The following is a 14400-nucleotide window of genomic DNA, read 5'->3' as shown; positions in this document are numbered from 1 at the left end:
CTACTCCTGCGTTTTTCGCGCAGGAGGATAGTATTCGTGCGGGACCTGCAGGCCACGACGTACAATCTTCTCGGTCATAATGGAATTTTTCATCAATAGCGAAGACACAATGTAGGCAATTGAACAGCAGCCTAACAGGGGCACCAGGCCAAGTGGTTGTTTGGTTCCTTCCAATGCAAAGATAACGGCAGTCAAAAGTGCCCGCGCAGAACCCGCAAAAAGCGCCGCCATGCCGACCAAGGCCATCGCGTGCGGATCAATGCCCCATTCTGGAAACATCAGGCTTAAGCCACTGCCAACAATAAATCCGAATGCGGAACCCAAGGTCAGAAGCGGAGCGAGCGTGCCTCCGGATGTTCCGCTTCCCAGAGCAATTGCCCAGGAAAGAAATTTCCAAACCAAAATACTGACGGCTGCGCCGATTGTCAGGCTGCCGCCAAGGCTCATGGAGATATTCCCATAACCAACCCCAAGACTTCGCGGCTCAACCAAACCGATCACACCCACGGCGATACCACCCAGCGCGGGCCACCACATCCAGTGTATCGGTAATTTTTCAAACGCATCCTCAATCCAGTAAATGGACTTCGTCACAACTATACACAAAAGCCCCATGACGGCGCCAAACAGCAAAAAGACCACGAGTTGGATTGGCGATGTTTCACCTAGAGCTGGCATTTGAAAGAAGGATTCGTTGCCTATGAAGACTCCGCGAAGTGTGGCAGCAATCACTGTTGCCAAGGCGACGGGGACAAAGGATTTGGCGCGGAACTCAAATAGCAAAAGTTCAATGGCAATCATCACAGCCGACAGTGGGGTTCCAAAGATGGCAGCCATCCCCGCAGCCGCACCGGATGCCAGTAAAATCTTTCTTTCATAGGAGCTGACTGGAAGGATTTGCCCAATCCATGACCCCAGGGCTCCACCAGTTGCGATGATCGGTCCTTCGGCACCAAACGGACCGCCGGATCCGATGGCAATGGCTGAAGACAAGGGTTTTAGCAAAGTTATTCTGCGCGGAATGCGACTGTCGCGCTCCAGAATATTTTCCATGGCTTCAGGAATTCCGTGTCCGCGAATGGCTTTTGAACCCCAGCGCGCCATGACTCCGACAATCAACCCTCCCAGAACCGGAATGATGACTGAAATTATCCCAAGTGTGTGGTTTTCCGGAGAGCGCTCATGAAAGGAGAATTCCTGAAAGTAGAATAAATTAGTGCAAAGCTGAATCATCATGAGTAGCGCTTTTGCGACAAACACCATCGCCACGCCAATTAAACAGGTGATTGAGTATATAAAAAGAACCTGACGTTTTCTGCTGAGCTCGTGTTCTGCCATTGTTATCTCCAATTTGGCGAATCTGCGCTGTTTCTACGGAAGCTTCAATGCTTTGGACCTTGCATCGAAACGGTGTGTCATGTAATTTTCTCTCAAGGAATCATGAAAATGGAAAATACGAACTGCGTAGTCTGTCAAAAACCTAAGGCAAATTTAGATTGTGGGATCTGTCGCGAGCATGTTTGCAAGAAATGCGCGCAGTTTTTGGATGAGGATTCATTTTCCTTCATGAAAGTGGTTCCAGCGATTGTGAAGCATACCGTTTACTGTGGTCCCTGCTATGACCAGAACGTGGCGCCAGTTCTTGCGAAATACGAAGCCGATATCGAAAAGGCTAAGACCATCTCCATTTTCATGACTTCGGATTCTAAGATCACCTCCAGATTCAGCCGTAAAGAAAAAGCGATTGAAATAAAAGACTGCCCGGATCGCGAGGAAGTTTTGCTGCGCTTGGGTTTCTTGGCTGTGGAGGCTGGATACAATGCTCTGGTGGATGTTGAAATCAATCATGAGAAAGTAAAGCCCGGCGGAAAATATCAATATACGAAGTGGAGTGGGAAAGGCGTTCCCACTCAGGTCACTTCGAGTAGATTTCTTTAATTCAAATCATCACTGTACAGTTATCCAAACCCGGCTGATGCCATAGGATCTTACCAGGCGGTTGAAGGTATACCCATTATCTGGGTGCATACGGATGCAACCATGAGATGCTGGTGTACCTAGCTTAGGCCAATTGCCACGTGGAGTGCCGTGTAAGGCATAGCCACCAGTGATAAACACCGCGTATGGCATATTGCCGAGTCCGTTGTAGTCACCTTCTGGATATTTTGAAGAAGTATAGCGATCGTAGATGCGACCGTTTGGATGGCGATCAAAATTTGGTGTCCCGTACCCCTTCATACCGGTCGAAACCTTCCATGAACCTCGTAAACTTCCGTTCACGTAAAGGTACATGCGCTGTGAGCTTTTCACAACCTGGGCCCAAACGGCACAAGCGTTACGTCGGCAACCTGCAAAAGGTCCAAGGATGTCATCCATCACAGTATTGATGTGAGCGGATTTCCCGGTCTCTTGTTCATAGATTTTATCGTAATGATCCAGCACTTGTTCAACATTGGGATCAAAGGGGTCGATATCTTCGAGCATGTTAGGAATGCGGTCATCATCGATGTATGTGGACTCTTCCGCTTGCGCATAATTCCCCACTAGTAACAGCAGGGAAAGGCTAAAACATGTTATGTGATGGCTTGTTTTCATGTCGCACCTCAATTTTTTGAGTGGGTTTAACTTACCCACAGTGTACGCTTGCGTACAAAAAACCGAGGTGGACCTAGGCTAATACGAGACTTGTGTAGCGTCAGAAACCACTAACGTTTCATTTTCTACATTTTTCATGACAAGGGCGAATTGGTTTTTCAACAAATCGCTGTCTGAGATTGTGTGACAGAACAAGAATGTCAAATGCAGACGTTCCTTGTGAGTCAACTTGAACAGATCCCAAAGGCGAGGAAGTGTATCCATGGAGAAGTGTCTTTTCTTGTCAAAAACAAGCTTCACGAAAGTTTTCGATACCTGAAGCCTATCCGCACAGTATTGCAGAGAGAACGAGTATTTCTTTGCCTTCTCTGCAGCAAATTTTTCTTTTAATAAGTCTCGGTAATCCGGAAATGTACCGTTGTTTAAAGGTTGGACCATATATAACTCTTTGTATTTGATTGAATTAGGAAGGGCGAGCGCCTCTCCGGACAGTTCTGTGAACATTTTCATCACCATTTCGGTTAATAAATTTAAAATAAATCTCGGGAAGGAAAAGCCGGGGAGGTTAAAGTCCCCGGTTTTTTTGAGATTCACGCTTTCCAATTCTTCAATGAATTAGTTACGGTCTTGATCTAGTGCGATTTCCATTCTGTTAACACCAAGGTTTACACCGAAACCTTTAGCGAACTGGAAAGACACTTTAAGAGCGATTGTTGGAAGATCTACGCGAGTCGCAGTGATAACACCAACGCCACCAAGGATTGCGCCTTGAGCTTGTGCCACGTAGTAAGTACCAAGGATGGATTCAGGGTTAGAATCGAAAAGAGCGATTTCAGCCGCTTGACCCGTCAATTCCATTTTGCCCAATGCGATTTGTGGAGAGAAAGGCTTAGCTTTCATTGTAACAGTTACTGGGTATTCAGCAGTCTGACCTGTTGGAGACATACAAGCCAATGTCCCTTTACCGTTGTATTGGTAGTGACCAAGGATAACTTTGATACCAGAAGCAGTACCTTTGAAGTTCAGGTTACAAGCCCATGCCGGAGCTGTGTATGCGTGAGCTTGAGAAACACCAAGAACCATTGCGATCGCCAAGAATACTTTTTTCATTTTAATCCTCCTTAAGGATTGTTTTGTTAATCGTTTACTTTTCCGCCGCTGCGGTATGGGCCAGTAGATATTCCGGTTCAAAAGGGTTGTCTAGACCCCGAACGGGACAATGTGTCCCGTTCTAACAAATCGGGACAAAGTGTCCCGAGATGTTGCGTTATTAGAGTTTTGTGTCTATATAGGGTGCATGGATATCACTATAAAAAGTCTATTGATGCAGGAACTGGCGAAGCGGCAAACCCGGAATTCGTCGTATTCATTACGGGCTTTCGCGCGTGATCTGGGAGTTGGTTCGACCACATTGTCAGATGTAATGGGTGAAAGAAGATCTCTTTCGAAGACGAACTTGGAGAAAGTGATGGAACGCCTGTTACTATCTCCATTAGAGAGAGAGCTGTTGTGGGCAGAGTACAGACAAGGCTCCACAAAAATTGAAATAGATAAGGACTTGTTGCTGAAGGAAGATACCTTCCGAATGATTTCTGATTGGTATTATATGGCAATAATGAATCTGGCGCAGATACCTACCAATAAAGCACATCCTCAATGGATTGCAAAACGCCTGGGGATTAAGGAAGCAGAGGCGGAGGACGCACTAGAGCGTTTATTCAGGTTGGAGCTTTTGAAAAAAAGTCGCAATCGCTTGGTTAGAACAACGAAACCCATACTATTGAAAGATGTCCCGTCAGCTGCAATACGCAAGTACCACAACCAGAATTTGCACTTAGCAGAGCAATCACTCCATAGGGATTCGATCGATACACGCTTGTTCAACTCGATGACTATGGCGGTAAATCCCAAGAAAATCCCTGAGGTGACTGATATCTTATTAAAAACTCGAAAAAAGATCGAGGATCTGCTACAAGACGGGCCGTTATCTGAGGTTTACACACTCTCGTTTCTATTATTTCCGTTAACGAAGCTTGAGAACTCTGCGGAGGAGCAAAATGTTTAATTTAACTAAAACCCTGAAAAGCGCGCTAATGCTGGCTTTGGCGACTGTGTCTGCCAGCGCATTTGCGGGTCCTGGAAGTGACTGGATTGGCAACGGTGGCGGTATTGCTGAAAAGAACGTTCTTTTCGCATACGAGCGTTTGGAAAATTACATCGAAGTTTGCCTGACATCAGACGGTTGCAAATTGAGTTCACGTGAGCGTGAGATCATCGCAAGAATCGCCAAGACTCTTCCACAAGAAATCAAAGGCCGTATGTTGTACTTTGGTTCTGAAAAGAAAACTCCGGGCTTCTTCATTATCGACGGCTTGGTTCGCGTTGCAAAAACGGGCAGCACGCCGGGTTCACCGATTTATATCAACTCGGATCTTCTTTACAGCAAAAATGCAGATGGCGAATATTCAGCGGTTTCAATTGCTGAAGCAGTTGCGATCCTGATCCATGAGTTCGGTCATCACCACGGTGGTTACTCCCATGAAGAGTTGGACCTGCTGGGGGTTCGTATCTCCATGTTGGTGCAAACCAAAACTTCTGTGACTCCACTTCTTCCATGGAGCAAAGATGTTTCTGCGATGGTCTTCACTAAAGACGTTTACACGGCTTATCCTGAAGTGATCCTGCAAGTGGGCGATGATTTGATTGATATCACTAAAGCGGTCGCTGACGAGGCGATGTGCTATCGCTATTCGATTCCAATTCCAGTATTGCCAATTCCGGATTTGGATTTGATCAGCAAAAAACCAGCGGGTTCAGTTCTTTATAATCTGCATTGGGACAAATTCAGCGACAGCGACACGAAAATCAAAGTGAAGCTGATTGGGAACATCTCCAACTCGTGCTTGTTTAAAACGAACATTCTTCTTCGTAGCAATGATTTCAAGATGTCTATCGCGTTCTCAGCGACGAAGATCAATAACAAGTGGACCTACGATCCAGGTTCCTTAAAAGTCGAGCAGTACCGCGAACCATGGTACAAAGTGATTCGTTTGCCATTTCAGAGAATGTCTTGGGGCGAGATGGGATTTGAACCAAATCCAATTGGAAACTAAAGAAAAGGGCAGATTGAATCTGCCCTTTTTTATTTCCTAATCCTGTTCCAGATATCCTTGGTTTTCGCAGACGTTGTCATCAGGAAAAGTTTGTAAGCTCAGGGCCCGCTTGTGGGTTGAATCCTCAATGATCGTCGCGATGTGGGATCCAGCCAAGTTTACGGCCATCTTGCCCGGGCGGTCGGCACCGGGCTGATAATCACCGATGAAGTCCATGGGATATTTGATAGCTTCTGCCGCAATGGCAGTGCTGTTCGCCTTTAAGGCTTTGATTTGAGAACTTATCAGCCCTTTTTCCGAATACCCACAGGTCATGGATTCTTGGTCATTATAAGAGCCTCTATTGAGGGAAAAACGATAACCCATGATGCCCCACATGCGATACCAAGAACCCTGGTGATCTGCTTCAAAGCCTTTATCTTTGCCGCGTTCCTCAAGGTCTCCGCGGATATCAACAAACTTATTCCAGAAGGCTTTCTCTTGCGCTGGCGTGGATTTATAGAAGTAAGCTTTGCTTTTGTAGCGGGCTTCGTTGCGTAAAAGTTGATGGATTGTCAAAGTGGCGTTAAATGTTGAGCCGCCATTGAGCTTTAAGGCTTCCCTGAATAGCTTCACGGGGTCGATCGTGTTGTCGCTTTGGCTTATCACCCAAGCGCGAAGTTTGCTTTCCTGTCCTGTGCTGTAGTCACAACGGTCGGGACCGCCAATCATATAATGGAAAAACTGATCATGATCGAAGTCGCATTGTGCGAGTTTGCCGGTTCTCTGCTCAATTTTATTATCGCGATAGACAAAGTTGGGTTCGGTCGTGCGGGTTTGATTTGGGTACTTATTGATCTCTTTTAGGAAGCAGCCAGCCAGCACTTCGGAATCAATGGAGACCTTATTCTGCTTTGGGTACGAGTACGCTTCGACGGCATAACTCGGTGATATTGATAGAAAAAGTAAGAGCAGAAAATCCATTCTTTCTTATCGGAAATAGATCTCTGCTCTTAATAGGAAACTGACTTTGGTCTAGTGCTTCTTTGTCGCCTGAACGTAACCTTCGTAATCAATGTGATTGTCGTAAGTGACAGTCTCATTGATCTCGATGATTCTGTTGGCCACAGTTTGCAACAGCTCATGGTCGTGGCACGTAAAGATCACGGTACCTTTAAAGCGCGCCAAACCTTCATTCACAGCCGTGATGCTTTCCAAATCCAAGTGATTCGTCGGACCATCCAGGATTAGGACATTGGCACCTGAAAGCATCAGTTTAGAGAACATGCAGCGAACCTTCTCGCCCCCGGAAAGCACTGTCGGTTGTTTCAGGGCGTCTGTTCCAGAGAACAGCATTTTACCCAAGAAGCCACGCAAGAAGCTTTCGTCTTTGTCTTCAGAGAACTCACGCAGCCAATCAACCAGAGTTGGTTCAGAGCCTTGGAAGTACTTGGAATTGTCTGTAGGGAAGTAACCACGGTTTGTAGTGATACCCCAGGTGTAAGTTCCAGAATCCGCAGCCAGCTCGCCTGCGATAATTTCCATTAGCAAAGTCTTGGCAAGGTCATTGCGGCCCATCAGGGCAACCTTGTCGCCTTTTCTTAAAGAGAAGCTGACGTTCTTAAGAACCGTTTCGCCCTCCCAAGTTTTGTTGATCTTATCAACCACCAACACGTCGTTACCCAAGTCGCGTTTGATATCAAAACCAATAAACGGGGATTTGCGTGAAGAGGCTGGCAAGTCATTGAACTCAAGCTTTTCCAACATCTTTTGACGGGAAGAGGCTTGTGCGGATTTTGAAGCGTTGGCGCTAAAGCGCGCGATGAAGGCTTTAAGCTCATCCGCCTTGTCAGCACTTTTCTTATTCTGATCAGAAAGCATGCGCTGTTTTAATTCGCTGGCTTGGCGCCAGAAATCGTAGTTACCAGTGAAAGTCGTCACTTTACCGTAGTCGATATCCGCAATGTGCGAGCAGACTTTGTTCAGGAAGTGACGGTCATGCGAAATCACGATGACTGTGTTATCAAAATTCAAAAGGAATTCCTCAAGCCAGTTGATCGCATAGATGTCCAAGTGATTCGTCGGCTCATCCAGAAGAAGAATGTCAGGACGACCGAAAAGAGCCTGAGCCAAAAGGACTTTAACCTTCTCGCCGGGATTTAGTTCCTTCATCAATTTGTGATGGAACTCGTCACCAATTCCCAAACCCGCAAGCATAACACCAGCTTCGGATTCAGCTTCCCAGCCATTAAGTTCAGCAAAGATACCTTCAAGCTCAGAGGCGCGATGGCCGTCAGCCTCAGAGAAATCAGCTTTCGCGTAAAGCTCGTCTTTCTCGGTCATTACTTTGTAAAGAACTTCGTTACCCATCAGGACGGTTTTTAGAACCGGAAACTCATCATAGGCATAGTGATCCTGCTTAAGCACAGACAGGCGCAAGCCTCCTGGGATAATAACTTCCCCGGTATTAGGCTCGATTTCCTTGGAAAGGATTTTCAGGAATGTGGATTTACCGGCCCCATTGGCGCCGATCAGGCCGTAACAGTTGCCCGGAGTGAATTTCACATTAACGTCTTCAAAAAGCTTTTTGCCACCGAAGCGGAGGCTGATATTGGAGGTGCTGATCATGGGGCAAGTTCTACGTAAAAACCCCTAAAATAGCAAGGCGGCAGTCGAAACTGCCGCCTGGTTTGTCTGTTTTTTCATGGATTTCTTATCTACGGGAAGCGTATTTCCCTTTAGCTTTGAAGTATTTCACCCATTGCTGCCAAATTTGTGAGTTCGGCATAGATACAACCGGAGTTGTAGGTCTTGGCTGAGTCACAACTGGTACCGAAGGAGTCGGCTTTGGCTGAACCACTACTGGTGTAGTTGGGGTTGGCTTAGGCTGAACTACCACTGGAGTCGTCGGAGTTGGGGACGGTTGCACCACTACAGGAGTCGTTGGTGTCGGTGATGGTTGAACCACAACCGGGGCACTGGATTCAGCTGCCGCCACTTTCAGACCGTAGTAGTATTCTGCAAGATCCACTTCTCCTTGAGTGTAGTAGTTTTTCGCAAGAATGCGTGCATCAGAACCGATATGAGAAGCCAATGAAAGAGTGGCATCCACATAGCCTGAATCTTCAGAAAGTCTCAAAAGACCTGAAGTCCATTTATCATCGCTCGGGTCAAAGATTTGAACTGAGGATGCAGATGCAGCTTGAACTGCAACCGAGTGACCATATTGACGAGTAAAGCTGCAGGATTTGCGGCCGCTCGCCATGGAAGAACATTTAGGAATATATGAAGCGAAAAGCAGTGAACCCACCATTCCTGATTTCATATCGGCCATCAGATTTGCTGGAGTGATGGATCTTTTTGCGTTGGTTACGCTGAATGAAGAGGCGCCACCAGAAAATCCTTGAGCGATTTTGGTGAAAGTTTTTTGCGCATCACTTACATAGGTACCGTTTTGAGAAGTCGTTTTCATATCAGAACCCATGAGCAAAATTGCACCATAGGAACTTTGTTGATAGATGCTGTCAGCAAAGCTACCAGCCAGGATATCTTTCTTATCCGAGAAAATGGATTCCATTACCATCATTGAAGATGTAGGCACGCAGGCCATTGATCCAAATTTTGCTTTTACAGATGATTCCATCTGATTAAGTAAAGGCATTGTTTCAGCTTTACATTCAGATGCAGAGCAGGTGATCCCAGCGTTGGCGATATGCGATGTGAGAACGGTGATTGCAAATACAGTCGTTGTTGTTAACTTCATTGGCCCCCCAATACCTTGGCTATGAAGCAAATTGAGGACCAAGGGCTGATAACTCCTGTAGGCTGCGTGGATTCAATTTGAGGTGTATAACTCTTGATGGGTGGCTAATAACTAGACTTCGTTTCCAGTTGCAAATCCTTGGGGCACACGGGGATAATCTAAATATGAAGCAGATTTTAATCGTTTTGGTTGTCGTTGCAGTGGGTTTGGCAGTCCTTTTTAATCGTGATGGTGATAAAACCGTCAAGCATTCAGGCGATCCCCAAACTACGAATTCCAATATGGTTGTGAATGATATCAAACCCGTTCCAGCAGAGGCTTCTGGAACGCCTCAAAAAGCTCCAACTCGTAGTATTGCAAGTTATACGGACATCCCGGTTCAGACAAAAGAGCGCGCACTATTAATAGATCTGATCAAGACCACACGTGCAGCCGAAATGAAATCAGAGTTGCGCGCCAGAGCGGCGCAATTGCGTGCGCAGATCAATGCTCTTCCAAATAAGAAAGCTGTACTGTGGGACTATTACCGCGATCTGCAAGGGGCCAACTCAGCTCACTTTGACCGAGTCGAAGCCCTGGACATGATGAATGGCGGTGGCGGTGATGCGCAGCTCGCGGAAGTCGCACTGGCTGAAGCGCTTGAATACGCTCCTGCTGAAAAAATCAAAATGGAAGAAGCGCGCACTGAAGAAGAGCGCAATATTGCGGCGTCCACAGATTCAAATGATATCCCGGTGCTGGTCGCCTACGATATTTATTTAAATAACTGCGGTGGCTATTCCACTTGCCAGCAAGGGCTGCTGACTGTGATTGCCAACAATAACAACCATAATATGCGCGCATCTTTGATTGCTGCCGTCTACAAGCGTTTCCCGAATGACAAACAAACGTTCGTTGCAGATCTGGCGCGCTATCAGTTAAATTAATCATATTCCCTAATCGATACACCTTCCATTGCTCCAACCTGAGAATTCCTGGGCAACTTTTTGACAGAAGGTTGAGTGATAGACAGTTTGGGTAGATAATATATCTATTCGGCACGTCTGTTGGTCTCAGGAATGAGACAAAAATAATATGGAAGGTTTGTGTATATGGGACGCGGCCAGGATAAAAACACGTTTTTGATCGTTAGTGGAGATCCCAACAGGATCACGGCTATCTCCGATATCCTTAACAAGCATTTCAATAACTGCTCGGTCTTTCATGGCAGTGATTGGTTCGCGACCAAATACAAGATAGACAATGTCAGACCCAAGATTCTATTTGTGGATGAGTATCTTCCCAAAGGCTCCGGTTATGACATTGTCGGTAAAGTTCTAAAAGAAAAGAATAACAACGATATATTCATAGTGATGATGTCCTATGTTCCAGATCATGATGTATTTCCGCATGAAGTTCAGTCAGGAAGACTGTCCTTCTTGTCGGAACCTAATCGCGAGTGGGCCTTGTTGGAAGTTGTTTCCAAAATCATCGCACCAAAGCCCATCAAGGAAGGTTCGCAGTATCGTCTGCGCAATTTGGATGTCGGCGAAACTTTGTTCAAGGAAGGCGACACCACGGAAGTTGTCTATATCGTGAAGCACGGAACGCTGAGCGCTTATTCCGAAGCCACAACAGGGGATCGCATCCGTCTGGGTGAAATCGGCCCCGGGGAGTTTGTGGGAGAGATGGGTCACTTTAATCACGAGCCTCGTTCGGCAACAGTGGAAGCTGTCACCGAGGTGGAGCTAATTGAAATTCCCATGAGCTCATTGGACAGTGTTATTTTCTCCAAGCCCAGCTGGGCCAAAGCCCTTGTGAAAACACTGTCGTTACGCCTGAAGCGCGCCAATAAAGCATTAACTGGATAACCTGTCATAGTTGTTCAATGCCATATTGACGAAGACCTCCATTGCTTTTGATTCTTGAGATCAAACGCATGGAGGTTTTTTATTATGGCATCCAATATTTTCAATTGGGTTGAGCTTGCGACTGACGATATTTCACGCGCTATGACTTTCTATGAAAAGTCATTCGATCTAAAATTCAAAACAGAAGAGATGGGTGCCTTGAAGATGGCGTTCTTTCCGGCGGGGGATATGAAGTCCTATGGGGCTTCAGGTGCGTTGGTAAAGGGGCCGGGATATGTACCCTCCACGGATGGAAGTTTGCCATATATCCCGGTTAAAGACATCGATGCGTCTTTGAAGCGGGTGCAGGATAATGGCGGTCGAATCCTGGCATCGAAAAAGAGCATCGGGCAATACGGCAACATTGGTATTTTTGAAGACACCGAAGGCAACCGAGTGGGTTTGCATTCGATGTAAAACAGGAGAACTCACAACATGCATAAACGTCAGCTTGGAAAAACGGGAATTGAAGTCGCACCACTTTGTTTTGGTGGGAATGTTTTTGGTTGGACCATTGATGAAAAGACATCCTTTGCAATCCTGGACAGCTTCCATGAATCGGGTTTCAACTTTATTGATACAGCTGACGTTTATTCGCGCTGGGTGCCTGGTAATAAGGGCGGAGAATCCGAGGTCATCATTGGTAAATGGATGAAAGAACGAAAAATCCGCTCGGAAGTGGTTATCGCCACAAAAGTCGGAATGGAAATGTCCCCTGATAAGAAAGGCCTTAAGGCCGCTTATATCAAAGAAGCGGTGGAGGATTCTCTGGCGCGTCTGCAAACCGATTACATCGATTTGTATCAGTCGCACACAGATGATATCGAAACCCCGATAGAGGAGACTTTGGCTGCCTACGATTCTTTGCTAAAAGAAGGCAAGGTTCGTGCGATTGGTGCCTCAAACTTCAATGGCAACGGCTTCAGGAAAGCCTGCATATCAGCGAGAAAGAGGGTTATCCCTCCTATGTGACGTTACAGCCAAAATACAATCTGCATGACCGGGAATATTTTGAAAAAGAACTCGAAGCAATTTGCCTGAAAAACAATGTCGGTGTGATCCCCTATTATTCTTTGGCCAGTGGCTTCCTGACGGGAAAATACCGCAGCAAAGAGGACGTCAAGAAAAGTGCCCGCGGCGAAAAAGCCCTGAGCTATCTTGATGAACGCGGATTGAAGATCCTGGCGGCTATGGATGATATTTCCAAAGCGCATCAGGTGAAGCCTGCGACCATTGCACTGGCTTGGCTGATGCAAAGAAAGTCGGTGACGGCTCCTATCGCCAGCGCCACCTCCTTGGAGCAGTTAAAAGACCTGACCAAGGCGGCCTCTATTAAATTGGCCACTGTAGAGGTCGAGAAGCTTGATTTTGAGAGTCGATATTAGGGATTGTCCGAGAATCCTTCAGGCTCCAGGCTCGCAAGGAAAATAATACCGGTTAACGCGGGAATCTTGGTTGCAAAAACAGGCTGTTTTCAAGGAAAGTAGCCTCTATGAACCCAGTTGCACCTGCGATAACTTTCGATCAATTTGAACCCACGCTGAAAAAGGCGTTTGGTTTATCTCAATTCCGGATCGGACAGCAGGAAATCATCGCGGGAATTTTATCCGGCAAGGATGTTCTGGCGGTGTTGCCGACAGGGGGAGGAAAGTCTTTGTGCTTTCAATTCCCGGCGGTGTTCACCAATAAGCTTGTAATCGTTATTTCGCCTTTGATCGCTTTGATGAAGGATCAAGTGATGTCCTTGCAAAGAAAAGGCATTCCCTCGGGTTGTCTGTATGCAGGTCAAACGGATCAGGAAAAACGTCAGATTTTTCAGGACATTGAAAAAGGTGGCACCTACCTGTTGTATCTTTCTCCGGAGAGAGTGCAAAAAGAAGGTTTTCAGCGTTGGATTCAGAATCGCTCGATTGCCGTATTCGCGATTGATGAAGCTCACTGTGTATCGCAATGGGGCCATGATTTCCGTGAAGAGTACAGTCAGTTGGAACTTCTAAAAAGACTGCGCCCGGATATTCCGGTGCTGGCGTTAACGGCCTCGGCGACGCCAACAGTGCTTGCAGATATCTCAATTAATTTGAAATTAAAAAGTCCTGAGCGTCGGGTTCACGGATTCTATCGCAACAATTTGTACTATCAGGTTGAGTTTTGTGCGGATGAAGAAGCCAAGGCGGCGTTGTTGATGCAAGCTCTTCGCCAAGCGCCGGAAGGGCGTGTGATCATTTACTGCGGAACCCGCAAAGTGACTGAAGAGCTGGCGGCGAAACTTCAAAAAAGGATCGAGCAAGTGGGTTACTATCATGCCGGTCTTTCAACAGCCGAGCGCACCGAAACTCAAGAGGCTTATGAACGCGGTGCTTTAAGAATTCTAGTGGCGACCAATGCCTTTGGAATGGGAATCGATCAGCCCAATGTGCGTTTGGTTGTGCATTACCAAATGCCGGCCAATATCGATTCGCTTTATCAGGAAATGGGACGTGCGGGTCGTGACGGCCTGGATTCAACCTGCTTGATGTTGTACTCCAAAAAAGACAAGGGACTGCAGACATACTTTATCACCAGCTCCGAAGCACCTAAGGAAATCAAGAACGCCCGTTGGCGCAATCTTGATGCCCTGGTGAATTATGCGGAGGGCGGTGAGTGCCGTCATGCCGAGATTTTAACTTACTACAAAGATGCGCAACGAATCGAACGATGTGGGCACTGTGATACATGCCTGCCTCACTCCGAGCGACGCATTTCTCGTCCAGTGGCGGCTTTGAAGGCTCCAGCGAAAACAAAAACACGCTCAAAAGTGTCAAAGACCACTGTCGATATGGATGGTGTGGTCTTTGATGAAGCACAAGAGGCGCGCTTTCAACTTCTTAAAAAATGGCGCAAAGAAAAAGCCAAGGAACTCGACGTTCCGGCCTTTGTGGTGTTTGGCGATTTGACTCTGAAGCACCTGGCAATCCAGAATCCCCAAAGTCTGGACGATCTTAAAAATGTTCATGGCATCGGCGAGGCAAAGCTGGCAAAATTTGGCTGGGACATTATGGCCGAGTTGGGTCAGTAGCGCCCG

The 14400-nt window shown here is 46.7% G+C and carries 14 protein-coding genes and 1 pseudogene; 8 read left to right on the top strand and 7 right to left on the bottom strand.

The genetic code is table 11. The features are described from left to right. Window positions 1–1338 carry a chloride channel protein gene (locus AAAA73_RS08905; protein WP_340597914.1) on the bottom strand — a complete coding sequence of 446 codons (1338 nt, stop codon included), beginning with the start codon at window positions 1336–1338 and terminating at the stop codon, window positions 1–3. Between the two features lie 228 nt (window positions 1339–1566). Between AAAA73_RS08905 and AAAA73_RS08900 the strand changes: the two genes are divergently transcribed. Next, a complete protein-coding gene (locus AAAA73_RS08900; RefSeq protein ID WP_340597912.1) occupies window positions 1567–1938 on the top strand; it encodes a hypothetical protein in 372 nt (123 codons plus the stop codon). A gap of 9 nt (window positions 1939–1947) precedes the next feature. Here the strand turns inward: AAAA73_RS08900 and AAAA73_RS08895 are convergent, their stop codons facing one another. The 3 genes from AAAA73_RS08895 to AAAA73_RS08885 all read right to left on the bottom strand — a co-directional run bounded on the left by AAAA73_RS08895 (window position 1948) and on the right by AAAA73_RS08885 (window position 3705). Further along, a complete protein-coding gene (locus AAAA73_RS08895) occupies window positions 1948–2595 on the bottom strand; it encodes a L,D-transpeptidase (RefSeq protein WP_340597910.1) in 648 nt (215 codons plus the stop codon). A 78-nt stretch (window positions 2596–2673) separates the two neighbouring features. Continuing rightward, the gene (locus AAAA73_RS08890; protein ID WP_340597908.1) at window positions 2674–3189 is read right to left on the bottom strand and encodes a hypothetical protein; all 516 of its coding nucleotides are present in this window, start codon (window positions 3187–3189) and stop codon (window positions 2674–2676) included. Window positions 3190–3210: 21 nt separating this feature from the next. Continuing rightward, window positions 3211–3705, bottom strand: a complete 495-nt coding sequence (locus tag AAAA73_RS08885) for a hypothetical protein (protein ID WP_340597906.1) — start codon at window positions 3703–3705, stop codon at window positions 3211–3213. Window positions 3706–3892: 187 nt separating this feature from the next. Here AAAA73_RS08885 and AAAA73_RS08880 point away from each other — a divergent pair, with 187 nt between their 5' ends. After that, window positions 3893–4660, top strand: coding sequence for a DUF4423 domain-containing protein (locus AAAA73_RS08880; RefSeq protein WP_340597904.1), 768 nt, complete (start codon window positions 3893–3895; stop codon window positions 4658–4660). Continuing rightward, the gene (locus AAAA73_RS08875) at window positions 4653–5708 is read left to right on the top strand and encodes a hypothetical protein (protein ID WP_340597902.1); all 1056 of its coding nucleotides are present in this window, start codon (window positions 4653–4655) and stop codon (window positions 5706–5708) included. The genes AAAA73_RS08880 and AAAA73_RS08875 overlap by 8 nt, the downstream gene beginning before the upstream one ends. 36 nt (window positions 5709–5744) lie before the next feature. Here the strand turns inward: AAAA73_RS08875 and AAAA73_RS08870 are convergent, their stop codons facing one another. From AAAA73_RS08870 to AAAA73_RS08860, 3 genes are all read right to left on the bottom strand, one after another. Next, complete coding sequence (locus AAAA73_RS08870; RefSeq protein ID WP_340597900.1) at window positions 5745–6671, bottom strand: hypothetical protein; 927 nt, start codon at window positions 6669–6671, stop codon at window positions 5745–5747. Window positions 6672–6722: 51 nt separating this feature from the next. Continuing rightward, window positions 6723–8315: an ABC-F family ATP-binding cassette domain-containing protein gene (locus AAAA73_RS08865; RefSeq protein WP_340597898.1), complete on the bottom strand. Its 1593-nt coding sequence runs from the start codon at window positions 8313–8315 to the stop codon at window positions 6723–6725. Between the two features lie 85 nt (window positions 8316–8400). Further along, on the bottom strand, window positions 8401–9450 hold the full coding sequence (locus AAAA73_RS08860; protein ID WP_340597896.1) for a hypothetical protein: 1050 nt from the start codon (window positions 9448–9450) through the stop codon (window positions 8401–8403). 164 nt (window positions 9451–9614) lie between these two features. Between AAAA73_RS08860 and AAAA73_RS08855 the strand changes: the two genes are divergently transcribed. From AAAA73_RS08855 to AAAA73_RS08830, 5 genes and pseudogenes are all read left to right on the top strand, one after another. Continuing rightward, entirely contained in the window at window positions 9615–10376 is a 762-nt protein-coding gene (locus AAAA73_RS08855) for a hypothetical protein (RefSeq protein ID WP_340597895.1), read from the top strand. 165 nt (window positions 10377–10541) lie between these two features. Then, a complete protein-coding gene (locus tag AAAA73_RS08850; RefSeq protein ID WP_340597893.1) occupies window positions 10542–11300 on the top strand; it encodes a cyclic nucleotide-binding domain-containing protein in 759 nt (252 codons plus the stop codon). An 84-nt stretch (window positions 11301–11384) separates the two neighbouring features. After that, complete coding sequence (locus AAAA73_RS08845; RefSeq protein WP_340597891.1) at window positions 11385–11756, top strand: VOC family protein; 372 nt, start codon at window positions 11385–11387, stop codon at window positions 11754–11756. Window positions 11757–11774: 18 nt separating this feature from the next. Continuing rightward, window positions 11775–12724 (top strand): annotated as a pseudogene (locus AAAA73_RS17415) (aldo/keto reductase). Window positions 12725–12831: 107 nt separating this feature from the next. Next, entirely contained in the window at window positions 12832–14394 is a 1563-nt protein-coding gene (locus tag AAAA73_RS08830) for a RecQ family ATP-dependent DNA helicase (RefSeq protein ID WP_340597886.1), read from the top strand. The last annotated feature ends 6 nt before the right edge of the window (window positions 14395–14400 follow it).

This window comes from Bdellovibrio sp. GT3, assembly GCF_037996765.1.
In the GTDB taxonomy this organism is placed as follows: domain Bacteria; phylum Bdellovibrionota; class Bdellovibrionia; order Bdellovibrionales; family Bdellovibrionaceae; genus Bdellovibrio.
This window is presented reverse-complemented; position numbering and strand designations above follow the sequence as displayed.